We start from the raw sequence: 20,573 nt of genomic DNA on the forward strand, positions 1-20,573 counted from the left end.
ATTTAGAAATGCGCAAGTGTCCAAGGTAAGATGCCCGACCACCGCCGCATGCCGAGATCCCTGAATGCCCGCAGCTCTACCCCAGCTTGACCGTGCCGTCGTCGGCCAGCGTCTGCGCCAGGTGCGCAAGGCTCGCCAGATGACCCTCAAGCAATTGTCCGAAGCCAGTGGCGTGCCGCTGTCCACGTTGTCGAAGATGGAACTGGCGCAGGTGTCGGTCAGCTATGAAAAACTCGCCGCTGCTGCGCGGGCGCTGAATGTCGATATTGCCCAGCTGTTTCGCGCCAGTGGTACGGTCAGCGCGCCGGTGCCGGTGACCGTGGTGGTCGATTCACTGCCCGCTGCGGCGGGCTATTCGACCGGCACCTACGACTATTATCCGATTGCCGGGGACTTCCCCGGACGGTGCATGACACCGGCCTATGCCCGCATCATGGCCCGCGAGCGCGGCCAGTTCGACGACTTTATCCGCCACCCCGGGCAAGAATTCGCTCTGGTGCTGAGTGGGCGCGTGCGCATCGAGTTCGAGACCGGAGAAGCGGTGAGTATCGGGCCGCAGGAGACGGCGTATTTCGACAGCCAGGTGGGCCACATCTACCTGTCGGAAAGCGATGACGGTGGTGATGCCCATGTCATGGTAGTGATGACTGATCGTTGATCGGGCGCACCTGCCAAGGCAAGCGCGGTTATAACCTAATAACGAACAAGTCTATTTGGCTATAAAAAAATCTATATGCTGACTGGCATCCGATAACGGGCAAAGTTGGGCAGTCGAGTAGCGTATGGATGTAGGTTCTTTCGGTTTTACCATTGCTGGCCTGGTCGTGGGCTTCATCGTCGGTATGACCGGCGTCGGTGGCGGCTCGCTGATGACCCCGATCCTGTTGTGGTTTGGCATCCACCCGGCGACCGCTGTCGGCACCGACCTGCTGTATGCAGCGATCACCAAGGCCAGTGGTGTCTGGGTGCACGCGCGCAACAAGAACATCGACTGGAAGATCACCGGCCTGCTCAGCATGGGCAGCGTGCCCGCAGCGGCGCTGACCCTGTGGTTCCTCAGCACCCTGCACACCGATACCTCGGCGCTCAACGCCATCATCAAGCAAGGCCTGGCGGTGGTGCTGATCCTGACCGCGCTGGCCATCCTGTTCAAATCGCGCCTGCAGGCCTTCGCCAGCCGCCACGCCGGTGATCACTACCACCTCAGCAACCGCAGCCTGAACACCCTCACAGTGCTGACCGGCGTGGTGCTTGGGGTAATGGTCACCCTCACCTCCATCGGTGCTGGCGCCCTGGGTACGGTGGCGCTGTTCCTGCTGTACCCGTTCCTGGTCACCCGTCGCCTGGTCGGTACCGAAATTGCCCACGCCGTGCCACTGACCTTGGTAGCAGGCCTGGGCCACGCGGGCATGGGCAACATGGATTGGTCGCTGCTGGGCTATCTGCTGCTGGGCTCGCTGCCGGGCATCTATCTGGGTAGCCACCTCACCGGGCGAATTTCCGACCGCGTGCTGCGCCCTTGCCTGGCAGCGATGCTGCTGCTGATCGGTTACAAGCTGGCGTTCTGAGCCTTAGCCCAGGCGCAACCGCCACTGCCCGGTAAAGCTCAGTTCCAGGCGTGACAACGGCAGCACGTCGATACGCTGCCCGGCACTCAACGGACACCCTAGCACCTGTACCAGCATGGCCCGTATAACCATCGGGTGGGTCACCGCCAGCCAGTCACCCGGCCTGTCGAAGGCCGCCAGCCAGGCGGCCAGGCGCTGGCATAGCGCAGTGAACGACTCGCCACCATGCACGGCACTGGCCGGATCCTGCAGCCATTCTGCCAACGCCTGCGGTTGCTCGGCTTGCAGCTGTTTCAGCGACAAACCCTGCCAACGCCCGAGGTCACAATCGGCCAATCCCGGCTCGATCTGTACCGCCCCCGTTAACCACGCCGCCGTCTCGCAGGCCCGCCGCTCTGGCGCACTCAGCAACTGCGCGCCTGAACGGTCGGCGCCTGACTCTTGCTCTAGCGGCAGGATGCCATCGTCAGAATGGTGCAGGCGCCCGGTCTTCTGGGCCTGGGTCAGGGCATGGCAGATCAGGGTCAGGCGGACGGCTTTCACCAGGCATTTCTCGCAGCGGGCTGGGGCGCATGGTTTAGCATGCTGCGAGACTTTTGGCTGCAACAATGTCGTCGACCCGACTTGCCCGCGTATGGGCCGCACAGCAGCCCCTCGGATCAGAAGCTGATATTCAGCGCAGCAAACAACGCCCTGCCCGGCTGGTTATACGTGTTTGCCCCCGAGCTGCTGGCATTGCCGCCACGCAGGATCTGCTTGTCGAACACGTTGTTCACACCTACACGCACATCGTAGTTGGCGTTGAACCTGTACCCGGCGCTCACGTCCACCAGGCCATAGGCCTCGACGTCCTGCTGGGCGGTCTTGTCGTAGTCCTGCTGGGTGCGGTAGTTGTAGGTCGGTGATTTCTGCTTGCCGAAGTAAGTACCTGCCAGCTGGAATGACAATTGTTCGGTGGCGCGCCAGTCGAGGCTGGTGTTGACGGTGTATTCCGGGATCACCGACAGCGGCTCGCCCGTTTCGCGATTATCGTTGTCGAGCATCCAGGTCAGGTTGGTGTTCCAGTCCAGGGTCGGAGTCACCTCGATGAAGAAGTTGCCTTCGACACCTTCCACCCGCGCCTTGCCAGCGTTGTCCCACTGCGTCACGCGGCTGCCGGTACCTATGGTGTAAAGCACATCGGTATCACCGATGATCTTGTTCTTGTAGTCGTTGCGGAAGTAGGTGGCACTGGTGCGCCAGGTACCACGGTCGTACAGCAGGCCGATTTCCTTGTTGACGCTGATCTCGGGCTTGAGGTCGGCGTTGCCCTGCAGGTAACAGCCACCATTGTTGGTCTGTTGCACGCTGCAGCCATTACCGCGGCTGTACAGCAGGTAGTTGGGGTTGGACTGGTACAGGTTCGGAACCTTGTAGGCACGGGCGATGCCGCCTTTTACCGACAGCGCTTCGGTGAGCTTGTGCGACAGGTTCAGGCTGGGGCTGAAGTTGTCACCGAAGGTTTCGTGGTGGTCGAAACGCAGGCCCGGCGTAAGGGTGGTGTCGCCAACGATGATGTTGTCTTCGACAAACAGCGCATAGCTGCGTGCGGTCATCTTCGAGCTGCTGCGATCGAAGCCGACAAGGCCGTCATTGTTGGCGGGGTCGGAGCTTTGCGGGCGCAACGAACCTTGGTCGTTGAGGGCTTCGTACAGGTACTCGCCGCCCACGGTAAGCACATGTTCTGCGCTGCCCATGGCGAACGGCAGGTTCACTTCACTGCTCAAACGTGTGTTGCGCAAACGTGACATGGCCCCACCTTCGTCGTTGGGGGCACCTTCGGTGCGGCCTGCCAGGCCCTCGTTCAGGCGCCAGTTGCGCACGTACTCGTAGGCCAGCGTGGTCTTGCTGGTACCCCAGGTGAAATCACCGAGGTGGGTCAGGTCGTAAGTACTGCGCTGCATCACGTTGGTTTCGTGGCCGTAGAGGCTGGAGACGAAGTCGACGTCGCCGCCGCCGTTGCTGTTCATGGTGTCACCGGCAAAAATGTTGCCCTGACGGCTGTAGCCGGCACTGGCTTCCAGGCGGTGCTCGTCGTTCAGTTTCCAGCTCAGCAGGCCGTTGATGTCCTTGTTGCGCACCCCCTCCCGCCCCGCTACCAGGGCGCTGGTGGCATGCCCGGCGTTGATGTCCAGATCGTCGGCGTCAGTCTTGGCCAGGCCGCCGTACAGGCGGAAACCAAGGTTATCGGTCAGGCCGCCACCTAGGTTGAAGTTGGCTCGGCGGCTGGCGCCTTCCGCGCTGTCTTCGGGCAGCTGCGTGTACAGGCTGACGCTGCCTTTCAGCTCGTCGGAAGGGCGCTTGGTGATGATGTTGACCACCCCGCCCATGGCGCCGGAGCCGTAGCGTGCGGCGGCCGGGCCACGCAAGATCTCGATGCGCTCGACCGCTTCGGCCGGCACCCAGTTGGTTTCACCCCGAGTATCACGGTCACCGTTCCAACCATAGCGCACGGCGTTACGCGCACTGGATGGCTTGCCGTCGATGAGGATCAGCGTGTTTTCCGGGCCCATGCCGCGCAGGTCGATCTGGCGGTTGTTTCCGCGTGCGCCACTGGCACTGTTGCCGGTCAGGTTAACCCCAGGCTCGCGACGGATGATGTCGGACAGGTCATTGGCTGGCGGGTGGCGCTTGATGTCTTCGGCGGTGATGATCGACGTGCCCAGGGCCTGTCGCGCCTCGCGCTCGGCGGTGATCAGGGTGTCCTGGATCACCAGTGCGTTGTCGGCGACGGGCACTTCCAGTACCTCACCCGCACGTCGCTCCTCGGACTCTGCCGCGGTCGCCATCATGGCCGGCGACGCCAGCGCGACGAACGCCAGGGCCAGGCTGTTGGGTGAAGTTCTGCACTGCATGGGTACATCTCCTGCGATTCATGAGCGAAAAGGCACATCCCTGTCGGAAACCGGGAGCCCTCGCCCACCGGCCCCGCACACTCAGTCTGGCGGCCAACAGGGTTGGTAAATATAGAGAATCGCAAATGCGAGTAAATCTTACTTACGAAGTTTACATGTTTGTAACTGAACTTTGCTGAACCCTGATCTTTGGCATCGCGAGGCTTACCCGCCCCGCTGTGAGAGCAACTGTCTTGCTCAACATTTGAAAGGCGTGCGCGGTCGCCTGCAAGGAGCGGGTTTACCCGCGTGGCGGCGGCAACAGTGAACGGCTGGTGGAAATTGCCGGCAGGCCTGGCCCTTTCGCGGGTGAACCCGCTCCTACAACGGCCTGTGCCGAATCACCGAAGTGTCAGCCGTACCACTCTATGGCGAAGACGTCGCTCCTCTCGTTAAGCGAGGGATCTCACGCAGCCTTCCGCTGGAGCAGTGCAGCTACCTGCTCGGCAGTTGCTTTGGCAGATTGTGGGTTCTGGCCTGTCACCAAGCGGCCATCGACGACCACATTGGAAGTGAATGGCAAGAGTGCTTTCTCGTAGCGCGCCCCACGGCGTTTCATTTCTTGCTCGGCATTGTATGGGACCTTGCTCGCCACGCCCGCCAGCACTTCTTCGATCCAGGCATAGCCCGTCAGACGACGCCCCTCTACCAGGAGACGACCATCAGACAGCCGAGTATTGAGCAACCCGCAATAGCCATGGCAAACCGAAGAGACAACGCCACCACGCTCGTAGATCTCGCGGGTCAGTCGCTGCAAACCCTCGTCCTCAGGGAAGTCCCACATCACCGCATGGCCACCGGTAAAATAGATGGCGTCGAAGTCTGATGACACTAACGCTTGCGGACTTGAGGTGTTGGCAAGACGTGCCATTGCCGCCGGGTCGTTCAACCAGGCTTTGGCCGTGCCATCAAGCAATGGCCACTTGAGCGAACGCGGCTCGAGTGGGGATTTTCCACCCTGCGGGCTCACCAAGTGCTGTTCGTAACCTCTGCCAGCGAACACATGCCAGGCATGCGTCAGCTCACTCAACCACAACCCCGTGGGATGACTTGGGTCGCTGTAATGGGCAACGTTGGTAACGACGTGCACGATGCGTTTGGTCATGCCTGAGTACCTGATCCTAGGTGGTTGGGCCAAGCATCGCCTTCATACGGGCGAGCAGTTCTCTGTAGAGTCGCAGGTCATCGAGCCGTCTGGTCACTGACCAACCCGTCAAGCAAGGTCGTCAAGGCATCCTCGATGGCATGGTCGCCGACCTTCGCCGGCACCAACCGGCTATCGATCGAAAGCAGGGTCAACCCGTGAAGGTGCGCCCAGCTTGCGGTGGCCTGTCCCAAGGCAGAACGGGCGCGGATCGTACCCTCCTCCTGACCACGCTCCAGCACCTCGATCACCAGGTAGAACGGTGCCTGGGCTCGGGGGTCGACATGGATCTGCGCGGGGTCTCCCGCCTGTGTCGAAAACATCAACCTGTACAAATCCGGATTTTCCTCGCCAAACGCCAGGTAGGCGTAGGCCATCGCCCGCAAGCGCTCTGGTGCTGACATTGCTGGCCCCATCGCGTCTTGCATCGCCGCATTCAATCGCTCGAAGCCCAGTAGCGCCAACTCGTGGAGCAGCGCCCCCTTGTCCGGAAAATGCCGATATGGCGCCGAGTGGCTCACCTGGGCTCGCCGGGCTATTTCGCGCAAGGTGAATTGCCAGCCTTGCTGTTCTTTCAGGGTTGCCAAAGCAGTGTCGATGATGGTGCGGCGCAAATCGCCATGGTGGTAGGGCTTTGCTTCGCAAATTTCATCGGCTGACATACGGCTGCTCCCCTCATGTTGACAGTGAAAACATTGTCTTCCTATGATCGGCGGAAATCAAGTTTACAGTGTCTACATTGCAATAACCTTGAGAGGTGCAAGATGACTATCGCCGCAACGTCCATCCCGGCTATCGACGCCGCAACCACGCTGGAGCAGCAGCGTCGTGCGTTTCTCAATGACGGGCCACCCGGTTTTGAGCGACGCAAAACCAACCTGGTCAAGTTGCGCGCGGCTGTGCTTGCCCATCGCCGCGACGTGGAAGAAGCGATCAGCGCCGATTTCGGCAACCGCTCAAGGCATGAGACAGACATCATGGAACTGCTTGGCGTGGTCCAGTCGATCGACTACCTGCTGCGGCACCTGCGCCGTTTCATGAAACCCGAGCGTCGTCACGTCGCGGCGTTTCACCGCACTGGCCGCGCGCATGTGGAGTACCAGCCCAAAGGCGTGATCGGCGTCATGGCGCCGTGGAACTACCCAATAGCGTTGACCTTCATCCCCCTGGCCACCGCACTGGCGGCTGGCAATCGGGTGATGATCAAGCCCTCCGAACTGACGCCACGCACCAGTGAGCTGATTCAGCGCATTCTGGTGGGCAGTTTTACCGTCGAAGAGGTGGCGGTGATACTCGGCGGCCCTGAGACAGGCGCAAGCTTCAGCGCTCTCCCCTTCGACCACCTATTGTTCACCGGCAGTACCCAGGTTGGCCGGATGGTAATGCGGGCGGCGAGTGACAACCTTGTGCCGCTGACCCTTGAACTGGGCGGCAAAAGCCCTGTGATCGTGGCCCCAGGGCATGCCGGACGCAGCACCCTCGACAGCATCGTCTTCGGCAAACTGGCCAACGCCGGCCAGACCTGCGTGGCACCGGACTACGCGCTGGTCCATGAGGATGACCTGGATGAATTCATCTCCCAGTACTGTGCGGCTGTCGCCCGTGGTTATCCGCAAGGCCCGACCAGCCCGGACTACACCTCCATCGTCAGCGACAGGCACTACACGCGGTTGCAGTCGCTGGTCGAAGACGCCCGCACCAGGGGCGCCAAGGTGATCGAGACTGGCGTGACGCCAGAGCGCGCGACAGAGCGACCGCGGACACTGGCTCCGGTGCTGATCGTGGGGGCTGGTGACGATGCACGGGTCATGCACGAAGAAATCTTCGGGCCTTTGCTACCCGTGCGTACCTACCGCTCCCTCGACGAAGCTATTGGCTATATCAATGCCAGGCCACGTCCGCTGGCGCTCTACTACTTCGGCAATGTGGGGGCCGACAGCGAAGCGCTGCTCAGGTGCACCACCTCCGGCAACGTCGGCATCAACAACACCCTGATGCACGTCGCGGTGGACGACCTGCCGTTCGGGGGCGTGGGTCCCAGTGGCATGGGGGCTTACCACGGTATCGAGGGTTTTCGCTCGATGAGCCATGCCAAGGGCGTGTTCGTCCAAGGTCGCTGGAACTTGCCAAAGCTGCTCCGGGCACCATTCGGAAAACTGGCTGATTTTGCCCTCGCCTTCACCCTGCGGCCCCGCCCCTGACACCACGCCCAGTAGCTGGAAAAGCGGGTCTTTGGCGCCTTGACATTAAAGTTAAGTTTAAAGTTAAGGTGCATGTGTAAGGTCCATCTAGTTCGCCGCCAAGCGAGATGCCTGGTCGCATTCATCAATGCGTGATGCAATTCACCGGAGAGACTGAAAAGTGAAACTCGGAACCGTCGCCGCAGTGGCAGGTGCACTCCTGACCCCCATCGCCAACGCCACCCTGGCGGACACGACCGGCATCCCTAAACATGCCGAAACCGCGATGATAGATATCGCAGGCCACCAGGTACCCGTCGTCAAAGGCGGTTTGTACGACCGATACCGCTCCAACCCTCCCCTGTCGGTGATCCAGGCCGAAGCGCCAGGCATGGACCTCAGTTGGTTCAAAGGCCTGGAAAAGACCAAGGTCGATATGGGCTTCGAGTCGTACTCGCCCAACTTCTACTACAAGAACAGCCGGTTTACAGCGGTTTACACCGCAGACCTCGATCGCCTGCGCGAGCTGATGCCTGTCGAAGTACTCAAGCAGGTTCAACCCTTGCAAGTTTGGCCAGGCCGCGGCCTGATCGCTTTCACGGCTTACACCTACGATTATTGCGACAACGACAGCTACAACGAAATTGCCTTGTCGATCATCACCAACAAACCAGGCAAGTCCAATCTCGGGCCATTCAGCTTGATCGGGCAATCCATGTCCAAGGACTTCTGGGGCTACGTGCTCAAATTGCCGGTAAATACCGAGCTTGCCCGTGTCCGTGGCGTAGTGGGCTACAACCTGCCGAAATGGCTGACAGAGATCAACCGCCGAGAGGACGCCGCGACCGTATCCTATGACATCGTCGACGCGCAGACTGGCAATATCGATGTCGTCTTTAGGGTAAAAAAGCTCGAGGACGTATCCAATGAAGCCGGCCTGGTGACTAACAGCTTCACCAACCTCGATCACGCTGGACAGCTGAGTTATGGCTATGCGACGTCTCGGCAGACCCGTCATGGATCGAGCATGAGCGCTGACTCGGCTCACCTGGTGCTCGGCGACGGTAGCCTGTCGACGTACATCCGTTCTTTAAAGTTGGGCAAGATGGTGAAATACGAATACGTGCCCGAGTTCCAGAGCGCCCTCTATGCTCCAAAGCCGCTGGCAGCATTGAATAGCGGTAACTGAACGCTCTATCAGCGCCGGCCCCTGAGCCGGCGCCCTGCTCCGCATCAGACGCTGGCATGCTTCACTTGGCAGGTGAAGCGCCCACCTTGTTCAAAGCGATGTCTTCGCGCAGACGGCCAAGCACCCGTTGGGTGTTGTCTACGCACGGCATGCCGTCTGGCTTGCTTTCAATGCCGTCGATCACCACCAGCAACTGTTCCTTGTTGCGAGCCAAGCGTTGCTGCAGCACCTCGATCTCCTCGACCTTGCGCTTCAACCCGGAAAGTAGCTCGTCATGACGCCAACCTTGCGAACTCATCGGCAACAGGTGCCGGATTTCTTCCAGAGTAAACCCTGCTGCCTGGGCGCTGGTGATCATCTCCAGTATCCAGACGGCATCATCGGAATAGTCGCGGTAGCCATTGGCCTTGCGCTCAACTGATTGAATCAGCCCACTTGCCTCGTAGAAACGAATGCGCGAAGCGGCAAGACCCGTGATTTTCGCAAGCGCTCCAATCCTCATACCACACCTTCACAGAAGTTCTGACCTTAAAGCTCACTTTAACCCCCCGGGCACCCGAGAGCCAACTTCCATGATCTCCAATCGTGGGCCTGATCAAATCGGCCCAACCCGCCATCCCGCGCCTACTCTTACGATAAGGACTTGACCTTAAAGTTTACTTTAAGCCTAAGGTAAGTACCTGGGCTACATGGACTTTGCTGTACCGCGCCCAAGGGCGGCAGCCACAGCGTCGCGCCCGGCATACGTAAACGGGCCATCATCATCGCAGTTAGTAGAGAGAAACCTTCTACCGAGGTTTCCAGGAGACCAAATGCAAACCGTTTTAGGCGCAACTGGCCAGATAGCCATAGAGCTGGCACGGGAACTGAACCGGACATTTACCGAAGATATCAGGCTGGTCAGCCGTAATCCGCGCAAAGTCAGCGACTCTGACACGCTGATTGCGGCGGACCTGCTAGACGCCAGCCAGGCGGCCAAGGCCGTAAAGGGTAGCAGCATCGTTTATTTCACGGCCGGACTCCCGCCAGATACACAGCTTTGGGAAACGCAGTTTCCAGTGATGCTGCGGAACGCGCTTGATGCGGCTCGCGCATCCGATGCCAGTTTCGTCTATTTCGACAACACGTATATGTACCCGCAGGATGATCGTCTGCTGACGGAGGACACGCCCTTCGAACCGGTCGGTCGTAAAGGGCAGGTTCGTGCGCGAATGGCATCGATGGTGTTGCAGGAGATGGCGCGAGGCGACATTCCTGTGGTCATAGGGCGAGCTCCAGAGTTCTATGGGCCCGGCAAAACGCAGAGCATCACCAATACCCTGGTCCTCGACAACATGAAGGCCGGCAAGACGCCACGCGTCCCTGTGCGAGACGATACTCAGCGAACACTCATCTGGACGCCGGATGCAAGCCGGGCACTGGCAGCGCTGGGGAACACGCCAGATGCGTTCGGGCAAACCTGGCACCTGCCCTGTGACGATGAGCGGCTGACCTACAAACAACTTGTCACGCTGGCTTCTCAGATCTCTGGCAAGGACGCTACTTATAAAATTCTAGGCAAATTGACCCTGACAGCTGTAGGCCTGATATCCAAGCAAGTTCGTGAGCTGCGGGAGCTGCTGCCACGGTACGAGCACGACAACCTGTTCGACTCTTCGAAGTACAAGCAGCGTTTTCCCGATTTCAAAGTCACGACTTACCATCAAGGGCTCACTCAGATCTTCAATGTGTCTGGTAGCTGCTGAGACGGCTCCATAGCGAGGGTTGAAGTCGATGACGCATTGGAGATGGCGGAACAAACAGAGGTCTCAAAATGTATAGCGACGGTCGAGGTATGACCGTCGCTATACGACCCAAACTGGACATCGATTTGAACAAGCAGTCATGTTCAATGGCCCAAGCTTGCCGTATTGCCTCTCCTTCAAAGTGTACTTCGACAAATCGCAGTAACGACGTAGTCCCCCATAGCCTTCCTAGCCTGCAGCGTAGCGCTGCCTATGTGCGGCTGAAGCACTACGTTATCCAGGTCAAACAAGCTGGTGGGCACTTGCGGTTCATTTGCGAACACGTCCAAGGCCGCCCCTGCAAGTCGCCCATCCTGCAAGCGAGCAACCAGTTCCACTTCGTCGATCACGCTTCCCCGCGCCACGTTTACAATCACCCCTTTCGCGCCAAGCGCTTCCAGCACTGGCGCATTGACCAGGCGTGACGTCGCACTTCCTCCTGCGGCAGCGAGGATAAGAATGTCACTGTCCGCGGCCAGGCTGCCAGCGTCGGGGTAATAGGTGTAACTGCAGCCCTGCAGCTCATTGCGGTTGTGATACGCCAGCTTGACTCCGAACGGCAGTAGGCGACTGGCAATCGCTTGGCCGATACGGCCGAGACCTATGATGCCGACGCGCAGCCCTCGCAACGTGGTGCCTAGCAATGGGAATGCGGCCTCGCGCCACTGGCCCGCCCGAACGAAGCGGTCAGCCACGCAAACCTGACGCAGCAAGCTCAAGAGCAAAGCTATTGCTTGGTCCGCCACGGCATCCGTGAGGATATCGACCGTCGTCTCGACCCGAATGCCGCGGGCTTTCGCCTGGTCCAGATCAATGCAATCAACGCCCACACCGTTGACAGCGATCAATGACAGGTTGACCAGTGCGCGCATGACTGGGGTTGGCACCCCCACTACTCCGTTGGTCACCACCGCACGGAAACGTTCCGGCCGGTCGGCTAGAACAGCCTCCAGGGCATGCGAATCAAAAGCACGTACCAAGTCGAACTGCCTGGCGAGCTGACTTTCGTGCTCGTCGAGCAACGGCGCCAGCATCAGCAGGGCCTGGCGCGGGCTTGCTCCGTGATTGATGTTCATGCTGCCTCCAGGTTCAACTGCGCGCGGGGCTGCGAGTCGGGCCGCTTCAACATCGCGGCGGGGATCGCCATGATCAATGCTCCACTGATGAACAGGCACAGGCCCAAGACATAAGTGCCGTTGTTGATGTCGCCGGTGAGGTTCTCCGCCACTGCTGTAATCATCGAACCGGTGAAACCAGACAGGTTGCCGAACGCGTTGATCATGCCTATGCCTGCCGCAGCTGCGACACCTGAGAGCACCGTGCCCGGCAACGTCCAGAAGATAGGCATCAGGCTGAGCACCCCGGATGCCGCCACGGTCAGGAACACGATTGAAAGGACAACGTTGTGTGCGAAAACAGCACTCAGGATCAACCCGCAGCCACCGATGAACGCCGGGATCGCGGCATGCAGCCGGCGTTCACCAGTGCGGTTGGAGTGGCGCGCGTTGAGGAACATGGCGATCACCGCAACGCCATAAGGGATGGCGGTCAGCAAGCCGATTTCCAGGGTGCTGGTCACTCCCGCGCTCTTGATGATCGACGGCATCCAGAAGGCCAGGCCATAAAAACCTGTGTTGAACGTGAGCAAGATGAATACGAGCAGCCAAACACGTGGGCTGAAGAAGACATCTTTGAGGCGTGAAACCTTGCCGTGCTCCTCTTGCTTCAAGTTGGCTTTGAGTAGTTCCTTTTCCTGCTGGGACAACCAAGCCGCCTTGTCGATGTTGTCGCACAAGCAGCAATAAACGATGGCCGCCATGATCACCGACGGTACACCCTCGACCAGCAGCATCCACTGCCAACCGGCCATACCGTGCCAGCCATCCATGCTGGTCATGAGCCAGCCAGACAAAATGCCGCCCAGCGTCAGGCTGACAGGCATTGCCATCAGGAAACCAGACATCACCCGGCTTTGCCGATGGGTCGGGAACCAGTAGTTGAGGTAAAGAATCACTCCCGGGAAGAAGCCTGCCTCACAGATACCGAGCAGGAAGCGCAGCACGTAAAACATGGTACTGGACTCGACATGGAAGAACGCGGCAAGTGGCTGGGTAAATGCCACAGCCATGGAGATGATGGCCCAGCTCAGCATGATGCGGGCGATCCAGAACCGCGCGCCGTATCGATGCAGCAACAAGTTGCTCGGGACTTCAAACAGAAAGTAGCCCCAGAAGAAAACGCTCGCGCCCAAGGCGTAGACCGTATTACTGAACTGCAGATCCTCCAGCATGCTCAGTTTCGCGAAGCCGATATTCACCCGGTCGAGATAGGCCGCCATGTAACACAGCAACAGGACAGGCAGGATTCGTATGATTACCTTGCGATAGGTGCGATCTTCGAAAGCCTGATCGCGCATGGGGTCGACAACTTGATGAGCCATAACCAACCTCTTGGCATGTCGTGCACGCCTGATTGTTCTTATTTAGAGAGCATCGGGCACGAGTGCCCGATGGTAGTACCTGTCAGCGAATCGGTTCGCGGCTGGGCTGACCATCGACCAGCCGCAGCAGCCCTAGTGGATTGGCGTCGCGCAGGGCTTCGGGCAACAGCGCATCGGGGAAGTTCTGGTAGCACACCGGGCGCAGGAAGCGGTCGATCGACAGTGTGCCAACTGAGGTGCCACGGCTGTCAGAAGTGGCTGGGTACGGGCCGCCGTGCACCATGGCGTCGCAGACCTCGACACCGGTCGGGTAGCCGTTGACGAGGATCCGACCGGCCTTCTGTTCCAGTACCGCTACCAGTGGGGCGGCAGCGGCCAGATCGCTCTGCTCGCCGATCAGCGTGGCGGTCAGTTGCCCACCCAGTGCATGCAGTGCAGCAAGCAACTGGGCCTGGTCGGCCAGTTCTACCACTACCGTGGCCGGGCCAAAGACTTCTTCTTGCAGTAACGGCTCACCCTCGAGCAGCAACCGCGCATCTGCCGCGAACAGTTGCGGCCAGGCCTGGTTGCCCTGCTGTTCGGCACCCGCTAGATGGCGAATGCCGGGCAGTGCCTTGAGGGTAGCCACACCGTGGGCATAGCTGGCCAAGGTGCCTTTGTTAAGCATGGTTTGCGGTGACTGGTCGGCTACCTGCGCACGCATGTGTTCGACAAAGGTGCTGAATTCGGGAGAGCGCACGCCCAGTACCAAACCGGGATTGGTGCAGAACTGCCCACACCCAAGCACCACCGAGGCGACCAGCTCGCAGGCCACGGCCTCGGCGCGAACCGCCAGCGCGCCGGGCAATACCAGCACCGGGTTGATACTGCTCATTTCGGCGAAAACCGGGATCGGTTGTGGCCGCGCCGCGGCCATGTCGCAAAGGGCACGGCCGCCCTTGAGCGAGCCGGTGAAGCCAACCGCCTGAATGGCAGGGTGTTTGACCAAGGCCTCACCCACGCCACCACCGAAAATCATGTTGAACACGCCGGCAGGCATGCCACAACGCTCGGCGGCCCCTACAATCGCCTCGGCCACCCATTGCGCAGTCCCCATGTGGCCGCTGTGGGCCTTGAACACCACTGGGCAGCCTGCAGCCAGGGCTGCGGCGGTATCGCCACCGGCGGTGGAAAACGCCAGAGGGAAGTTACTGGCGCCAAATACCGCCACCGGCCCCAGGCCCATGCGGCACTGGCGGATATCCAGCCGTGGCTGCGGGGTGCGCTGGGGCTGTGCGCGGTCGATACGCGCACCGGCGAAATCACCTCGGCGCAACACAGAGGCAAACAACCGCAACTGACCGCTGGTCCGCGCCCGCTCGCCCAAGATTCTTGCTGCTGGCAAGGCGGTCTCGCTACATACGGTATCAATGAAGTCATCGTCCAGCGCATCCAGCGCATCGGCAATGGCATCGAGGAATTCGGACCGGCGCAGAGCGGGCAACGCCCGGTAGATCGGATAGGCAGCGGCAGCGGCTAGAGCAGCCGCATCCACTTCTTGCTCGGTAGCTTGGAAAAACGCACCAGGTAGCGCCTGCCCGGTGTGCGCATCCACGCTATGCAATGAAGCAGTCCCGGTAGCACGGCGGCTACCGCCGATGAATTGTTGGCCTGCAAATGAAGTCATGAAGGGTCCCTTCGCGTCGCGTAAGACAGTGGGCACTAATCTATGCGGCTCTGCGATTCTTGCCCAATGGCTTTTGGGGATCATCTGATAACCGCTTGTTATCAGTCCAACTGCACCCTTCGTGCGTTGGCCAGCAGTATCTCGGCAAACTCCAACGCCGCGCCGGTCAAGGGCTCGCCTTTGCGGGTCAAGATGCCGTAATCCTGGGGATCCAGGTGCAGCGGCGTATCGAGGTTGATAAGTACCCCGCTGGCAAGATGTGGCTCGACCATCGCCTGGGGCAGCATGCCGATCATCGGGCCGCCCAACAGCACCTTGAGGAAGGTCTGCATCGAAATGGTGTCGATGGTGTTGCGCGGCACCGCGACCCCGGCCTCGGCGAACGCGCGTTCCATGCGACCACGAATTGGCGTGCCCTTCGGGTAGAGGATCCACGGCCACTCGAGCAACTGAGGCAGCGTCACCGGCCCGGCATCGCTCAAAGGATGCTGGTCGTTGACCACGAAGCAGAACGGCTCCGGCGCCAGCGGCTGGAAGTCGAAGCGCTGGTGCTGCGCCACATCGGTGAATCGTGCTACCGCCAGGTGCAGGTTCTTGTCCTCCAGCATCGCCATGAGATGGTCGCTGGTCTGCTCCACCACCTCAATCGATAGCAACGGCTTGCGCTGCTTTATCTCGACGATGGCTTCTGGCAGCGCTACGGCGGTGGCGGCAAAGATGCCGCCAATCTTCAGATGCCCGTGGCCGCCTTGGCGCAGGCTGTCGATCTGGTCGACGAAGGTGCGCGCATCATTGAGTGCGACCTGGGCATAGCGCACCACCTGCTCGCCCAGGGCGGTGGGCGGCATGCTGCGTGGCAGACGCTCGAACAGGGCGAAGCCGAGCAGGTTCTCGATCTCCTTGAGCATCTTGCTGATCGCCGGCTGGCTGAGGTTCATCTGCTGAGCTGCCAGATGCATGTTGTGTGTGCGACCGAGTGTGTCGATGAGCAGAAGGTGGCGGAATTTAAGCCAGTTGCAGACGTGAGAAAAAGATAGGTCCGACATGAATCCACCTTGGGGCAATAACCACATGTTATCGAATAGTGAAAAGATGCCATTGGAGTTTATCGCACGGTTTGCCCTAGCGTTCAGCTTTCAGATCCAGGAGACCTAGATGCCATGCCGATAACGCTCACTTCCGCTAATACTCTTCCCGAGGACAACCTGGCCGGCACCCTTGTCGGCCGCGCCTGGACGCCCGGTGAACCCGGCGGCCCCTCGCCGATAGTGTTGCGTAATGACGGTGTGTTCGACCTCTCCGAACGCTTCGCCACCCTCAGTCAGTTGCTTGAGCATGAAGATCCGCTACAGGCAGTACGCAGCACGCCGGGCCAGTTTCTGGGTAGCGTCGAGGCGCTGCTGAGCAACAGCGGTGCCGCCTTCGATGCCAGCAAGCCCTATCTGCTCGCGCCAGTCGACCTGCAAGTCATCAAAGCCGCAGGCGTGACATTCGCCGCCAGCATGATCGAACGGGTGATCGAGGAGCAAGCCGGCGGCGACGCCAGCAAAGCCGAAGCGGTGCGTGCCACAGTACGCACGGTGATCGGTGACAACTTGCGTGCGGTGCGGCCAGGCTCTCAACAGGCAATGGCGTTGAAAGCACTGCTGCTGGAAAAGGGAATGTGGTCCCAATACCTGGAAGTCGGGATCGGTCCGGATGCGGAAATCTTTACCAAAGCACCTGTGCTGGCTGCTGTCGGCAGCGGCAGCGCAATCGGCGTGCACCCGAAATCGGCATGGAACAACCCCGAACCGGAGGTGGTGCTGGCGGTCGACAGCCGCGGCCGGATTCATGGCGCGACCTTGGGCAACGACGTCAACCTGCGCGACTTCGAGGGCCGCAGCGCACTGCTGCTGAGCAAGGCCAAGGACAATAATGCCTCTTGCGCCGTCGGCCCGTTCATTCGCCTGTTCGATGAGACCTTCGACTTGGACACTGTGCGCCGCTGCGTGGTCGATCTGGAAGTCCAGGGTCGCGATGGCTACCGCCTGCTTGGCAGCAGTTCGATGGACCAGATCAGCCGCGACCCCGAAGATCTGGTGCGGCAGACCCTCAACGAAAATCATCAGTACCCAGACGGCTTCATGCTGTTTCTCGGCACGCTTTTCGCCCCCACCGAGGACCGCGACCAGCCGGGTGCCGGCTTCACGCACAAACCCGGCGATCACGTGCGCATTGCCAGCCCGTTTCTGGGCCAACTGCATAACCAAGTCACGACAAGCGACCAAGCTCGCCCTTGGACCTTCGGTCTCGGCGCGATGATGCACAACCTAGCCGCTCGAGGACTCCTGAAGTAGCAACACTCAGGATTTCCGCCGGGCCCATAACAACAAAAAAGCGAGGTAAGACATGCAAACCCAAGCCAAGGACGCCGTGCCCGACCCGCGTCAGCTGCGCCGGGCGATCTATACCGGCGCAATCGGCAGTGCTCTGGAGTACTACGATTTCGCCATTTATGGGCTAGCCGCGGCGCTGGTCTTCGGCCATATATTCTTCCCCACCCTCGGCACCACAGGCGCCTTGCTCGCCAGTTTCGCCACCTATGGCGCAGGATTCTTGGCGCGACCGTTCGGCGGGCTTTTCTTTGGCTCATTGGGTGACCGCAAAGGGCGCAAGCTGGTCTTGTTGCTGACCATCGCCCTGATGGGTACCGCTACTACCCTGATCGGCCTGCTACCGACTGGCGCCACGGGTGCTGTGCTACTGGTACTGCTGCGCCTGCTGCAAGGTTTTGGTGCGGGTGCCGAACAGACCGGCGCGGCGACACTCATGGCCGAACTGGCTCCGCGTGAGCGACGAGGGTTCTATGCCGCCCTGCCCTTCATTGGGGTATTCAGCGGCCTGGCCCTTGCCACTATCACTTTCCGCGTGATGCAGAGCTCGCTGACACAGGAAGAGTTGCTCGACTGGGGCTGGCGGATCCCCTTCCTGGCCAGCGTAGTGCTGATATTCATGGCCATCTGGATCCGCCTCAAGCTCAAGGAAAGCCCGGTGTTCCAGCAGCTCAGCCAGAACCAGCAAGTGATCGAATCGCCGATGCGCGCCGTGCTGCGTAATGCACGTCGGCCACTGGCAGCGACTACGTTGATGCGCATGGCCGAAACAGGCTGCTCGACCCTCTATGCCACTGTATCCATCGCCTTCCTTACCGGTTTCGCCAGCAGCCATCTCAGCGAGGAAGGTGCCAACCTGGCCACCATTGGTACCAATGCGGTGCTCGTCGCCAGTATCCTCAGCGTATTCACCACCCCATTGTTCGGCGCTCTGTCCGATCGTATCGGACGCCTGGCGGTGTACCGTGGCGGCGCCTTGTTCGGCGCGTTATGGGCATTCCCCTCGTGGTGGATGATCGACAGCGGCAATTCGACATTGGTGTACATCGCGGTGATAGGTGGCTTCACCCTGGCTGCAAATAGCATGCTCGGGGCACAGTGTGCGCATTTCACCGAACTGTTCGGCAACCGCTACCGCTACTCCGGCGTGGCTCTGTCCCGAGAAATCGGCGCGATGCTGTCCGGCGGCGTGGCGCCGCTCCTGGGCATATTCCTGGTCGGTCTGGCCGGTGGTGCCTACTGGGTGCTGGCGCTATACACCCTGGCGCTGACTGGGCTGACCTTGATCGGCACCTGGCTGTCCATCGAAACCTGTGGCCGCGACCTGACGGCACTGGACGACGCAGTGGGAAGTGCGGCTTCATCCCAACACAGCCATTTAGGCGTCGGTGTGCCGCAACGCTAACCAGTGGCCAAAAAATACAAGAGAGATCGATATGACCGATACCCCAAAACGCTCGCTACGCAGTCAGCAATGGTTCGACGACCCGAGCCACGCCGACATGACTGCGCTGTACGTGGAGCGTTACATGAACTACGGCCTGACCCGCGCTGAACTGCAATCGGGGCGGCCGATCATCGGCATCGCCCAGACCGGAAGCGACTTGACGCCCTGCAACCGCCATCACCTGGAACTGGCTCAGCGGGTCAAGGCCGGTATCCGTGATGCGGGCGGCATTCCGATGGAGTTCCCGGTACACCCGATCGCCGAACAGAGCCGTCGGCCCACCGCCGCGCTCGACCGCAACCTGGCGTACCTGGGACTGGTGGAGATCCTCCACGGCTACCCGCTGGACGGTGTGGTGTTGACCACCGGCTGCGACAAGACCACTCCAGCTTGCCTGATGGCCGCCGCCACCACCGACCTGCCGGCCATTGTGCTGTCCGGCGGACCAATGCTAGACGGCCATCACAAGGGCCAACTGATCGGCTCGGGCACGGTGCTGTGGCATGCGCGCAATCTGATGGCTGCCGGCGAAATCGACTACGAAGGCTTCATGGAAATGACCACCGCTGCTTCACCGTCGGTAGGCCACTGCAACACCATGGGCACGGCGCTGTCGATGAACGCCCTGGCCGAAGCCCTGGGCATGTCGCTGCCCGGTTGCGCCAGCATCCCCGCGCCCTATCGGGAACGCGGGCAAATGGCCTACGTCACCGGCAGACGCATCTGCGAACTGGTAATGCAAGACGTACGTCCCTCATCGATCATGACCCGCGAAGCATTCGAGAACGCCATCGCAGTAGCCTCGGCCCTTGGCGCCTCAAGCAATTGCCCGCCCCACTTGATCGCCATTGCCCGGCACATGGGCATCGAGTTGTCGCTCGACGACTGGCAGCGCATCGGTGAAGACGTGCCGCTGCTGGTCAACTGCATGCCGGCCGGCAAGTACCTGGGCGAAGGTTTCCACCGTGCCGGCGGCGTACCGGCGGTGATGCACGAGCTGCGCAAGGCCGGTCGCCTGCATGAAGCCTGCGCTACGGTAAGCGGCAAGACCATCGGCGAGGTGGTCAGCGACACCGTCACCAGCAACCGCGACGTTATCCTGCCGTTCGACGAGCCACTCAAGCACAGCGCTGGTTTCATCGTTCTCAGCGGCAATTTCTTCGACAGCGCGATCATGAAGATGTCGGTAGTCGGCGAAGCCTTCCGCAAGACCTACCTGTCCGAGCCAGGCAAGGAAAACAGCTTTGAGGCGCGGGCCATCGTGTTCGAGGGCCCCGAGGACTACCACGCCCGCATCGACGACCCAGCACTGGACATCGACGAGCGTTGCATCCTGGTGATCCGTGGCGCCGGCACCGTGGGTTACCCGGGCAGTGCTGAAGTGGTCAACATGGCGCCACCGGCGGCGCTGATCAAAAAAGGCATCGACTCGTTGCCGTGCCTGGGCGACGGTCGCCAGAGCGGCACCTCGGCCAGCCCGTCGATTCTTAACATGTCGCCGGAAGCGGCGGTCGGGGGCGGCCTGGCACTCCTTCAGACCAATGACTTGCTGCGTGTCGACCTCAACCAGCGTCGCGTCGACCTGCTGGTAGACGATAACGAAGTGGCGCGCCGTCGCGCTGCCTGGAAGCCGAACATCCCAGCCTCTCAGACACCGTGGCAAGAGCTCTACCGCCAATTGGTCGGGCAGTTGTCCACCGGTGGTTGCCTGGAACCGGCCACCCTGCACATGCGTGTGATCGCCCGTGAAGGTGGGACGCCGCGGCATTCCCATTGAGCGGCCTTTAGGACTTGGGTCTGCCACCGTATCGAGTAAAGGTGGCAGATCCACGGTTGGGTTCGATGAG

Annotated in this window: 17 protein-coding genes; 8 read left to right on the forward strand and 9 right to left on the reverse strand. The window is 60.6% G+C overall.

All coding sequences use genetic code 11. The annotated features are described in order from the left end of the window. Window positions 1–64: 64 nt before the first annotated feature. Both AC3B5Q_RS17030 and AC3B5Q_RS17035 read left to right on the forward strand, forming a co-directional pair. Window positions 65–658: a helix-turn-helix domain-containing protein gene (locus AC3B5Q_RS17030; RefSeq protein WP_021785522.1), complete on the forward strand. Its 594-nt coding sequence runs from the start codon at window positions 65–67 to the stop codon at window positions 656–658. 124 nt (window positions 659–782) lie between these two features. After that, window positions 783–1,568, forward strand: coding sequence for a sulfite exporter TauE/SafE family protein (locus AC3B5Q_RS17035; protein WP_021785523.1), 786 nt, complete (start codon window positions 783–785; stop codon window positions 1,566–1,568). A gap of 3 nt (window positions 1,569–1,571) precedes the next feature. On the opposite strand, the gene AC3B5Q_RS17040 is transcribed toward AC3B5Q_RS17035, so the two are convergent. From AC3B5Q_RS17040 to AC3B5Q_RS17055, 4 genes are all read right to left on the reverse strand, one after another. Beyond that, window positions 1,572–2,111, reverse strand: a complete 540-nt coding sequence (locus AC3B5Q_RS17040; RefSeq protein WP_021785524.1) for a histidine phosphatase family protein — start codon at window positions 2,109–2,111, stop codon at window positions 1,572–1,574. Between the two features lie 116 nt (window positions 2,112–2,227). Continuing rightward, a complete protein-coding gene (locus AC3B5Q_RS17045) occupies window positions 2,228–4,462 on the reverse strand; it encodes a TonB-dependent siderophore receptor (protein ID WP_021785525.1) in 2,235 nt (744 codons plus the stop codon). A 445-nt stretch (window positions 4,463–4,907) separates the two neighbouring features. Continuing rightward, window positions 4,908–5,606, reverse strand: a complete 699-nt coding sequence (locus AC3B5Q_RS17050; RefSeq protein WP_103469245.1) for a type 1 glutamine amidotransferase domain-containing protein — start codon at window positions 5,604–5,606, stop codon at window positions 4,908–4,910. Window positions 5,607–5,683: 77 nt separating this feature from the next. Beyond that, window positions 5,684–6,307 (reverse strand): TetR/AcrR family transcriptional regulator, encoded by a 624-nt coding sequence (locus AC3B5Q_RS17055; RefSeq protein WP_021785527.1) that lies wholly within the window; start codon window positions 6,305–6,307, stop codon window positions 5,684–5,686. 102 nt (window positions 6,308–6,409) lie between these two features. On the opposite strand from AC3B5Q_RS17055, the gene AC3B5Q_RS17060 reads away from it, so the two are divergent. Both AC3B5Q_RS17060 and AC3B5Q_RS17065 read left to right on the forward strand, forming a co-directional pair. Next, entirely contained in the window at window positions 6,410–7,846 is a 1,437-nt protein-coding gene (locus tag AC3B5Q_RS17060) for a coniferyl aldehyde dehydrogenase (RefSeq protein ID WP_103469246.1), read from the forward strand. 160 nt (window positions 7,847–8,006) lie between these two features. Beyond that, entirely contained in the window at window positions 8,007–9,014 is a 1,008-nt protein-coding gene (locus tag AC3B5Q_RS17065; protein ID WP_103444052.1) for an acetoacetate decarboxylase (ADC), read from the forward strand. Between the two features lie 61 nt (window positions 9,015–9,075). Here AC3B5Q_RS17065 and AC3B5Q_RS17070 read toward each other — a convergent pair whose 3' ends face one another. Beyond that, complete coding sequence (locus AC3B5Q_RS17070) at window positions 9,076–9,516, reverse strand: MerR family transcriptional regulator (RefSeq protein ID WP_103444051.1); 441 nt, start codon at window positions 9,514–9,516, stop codon at window positions 9,076–9,078. Between the two features lie 310 nt (window positions 9,517–9,826). On the opposite strand from AC3B5Q_RS17070, the gene AC3B5Q_RS17075 reads away from it, so the two are divergent. Further along, on the forward strand, window positions 9,827–10,759 hold the full coding sequence (locus tag AC3B5Q_RS17075; protein ID WP_021785531.1) for an NAD-dependent epimerase/dehydratase family protein: 933 nt from the start codon (window positions 9,827–9,829) through the stop codon (window positions 10,757–10,759). Between the two features lie 176 nt (window positions 10,760–10,935). Here AC3B5Q_RS17075 and AC3B5Q_RS17080 read toward each other — a convergent pair whose 3' ends face one another. The 4 genes from AC3B5Q_RS17080 to AC3B5Q_RS17095 all read right to left on the reverse strand — a co-directional run bounded on the left by AC3B5Q_RS17080 (window position 10,936) and on the right by AC3B5Q_RS17095 (window position 15,950). Then, window positions 10,936–11,874: a 2-hydroxyacid dehydrogenase gene (locus AC3B5Q_RS17080; RefSeq protein ID WP_103469248.1), complete on the reverse strand. Its 939-nt coding sequence runs from the start codon at window positions 11,872–11,874 to the stop codon at window positions 10,936–10,938. Then, window positions 11,871–13,238: an MFS transporter gene (locus AC3B5Q_RS17085; RefSeq protein WP_021785533.1), complete on the reverse strand. Its 1,368-nt coding sequence runs from the start codon at window positions 13,236–13,238 to the stop codon at window positions 11,871–11,873. Before AC3B5Q_RS17085 ends, AC3B5Q_RS17080 begins: the two co-directional genes overlap by 4 nt. 82 nt (window positions 13,239–13,320) lie before the next feature. Beyond that, window positions 13,321–14,904, reverse strand: a complete 1,584-nt coding sequence (locus AC3B5Q_RS17090; protein WP_021785534.1) for an aldehyde dehydrogenase (NADP(+)) — start codon at window positions 14,902–14,904, stop codon at window positions 13,321–13,323. A 101-nt stretch (window positions 14,905–15,005) separates the two neighbouring features. Beyond that, window positions 15,006–15,950 (reverse strand): LysR family transcriptional regulator, encoded by a 945-nt coding sequence (locus AC3B5Q_RS17095; protein ID WP_021785535.1) that lies wholly within the window; start codon window positions 15,948–15,950, stop codon window positions 15,006–15,008. Between the two features lie 114 nt (window positions 15,951–16,064). On the opposite strand from AC3B5Q_RS17095, the gene AC3B5Q_RS17100 reads away from it, so the two are divergent. The 3 genes from AC3B5Q_RS17100 to AC3B5Q_RS17110 are packed head-to-tail and all read left to right on the forward strand — an operon-like array spanning window position 16,065 to window position 20,503. Further along, entirely contained in the window at window positions 16,065–17,243 is a 1,179-nt protein-coding gene (locus tag AC3B5Q_RS17100; protein WP_021785537.1) for a fumarylacetoacetate hydrolase family protein, read from the forward strand. A 52-nt stretch (window positions 17,244–17,295) separates the two neighbouring features. Beyond that, on the forward strand, window positions 17,296–18,684 hold the full coding sequence (locus tag AC3B5Q_RS17105) for an MFS transporter (RefSeq protein WP_135192740.1): 1,389 nt from the start codon (window positions 17,296–17,298) through the stop codon (window positions 18,682–18,684). 31 nt (window positions 18,685–18,715) lie between these two features. Further along, the gene (locus tag AC3B5Q_RS17110) at window positions 18,716–20,503 is read left to right on the forward strand and encodes an IlvD/Edd family dehydratase (protein WP_021785539.1); all 1,788 of its coding nucleotides are present in this window, start codon (window positions 18,716–18,718) and stop codon (window positions 20,501–20,503) included. The last annotated feature ends 70 nt before the right edge of the window (window positions 20,504–20,573 follow it).

The organism is Pseudomonas sp. D5(2026), from assembly GCF_057766845.1.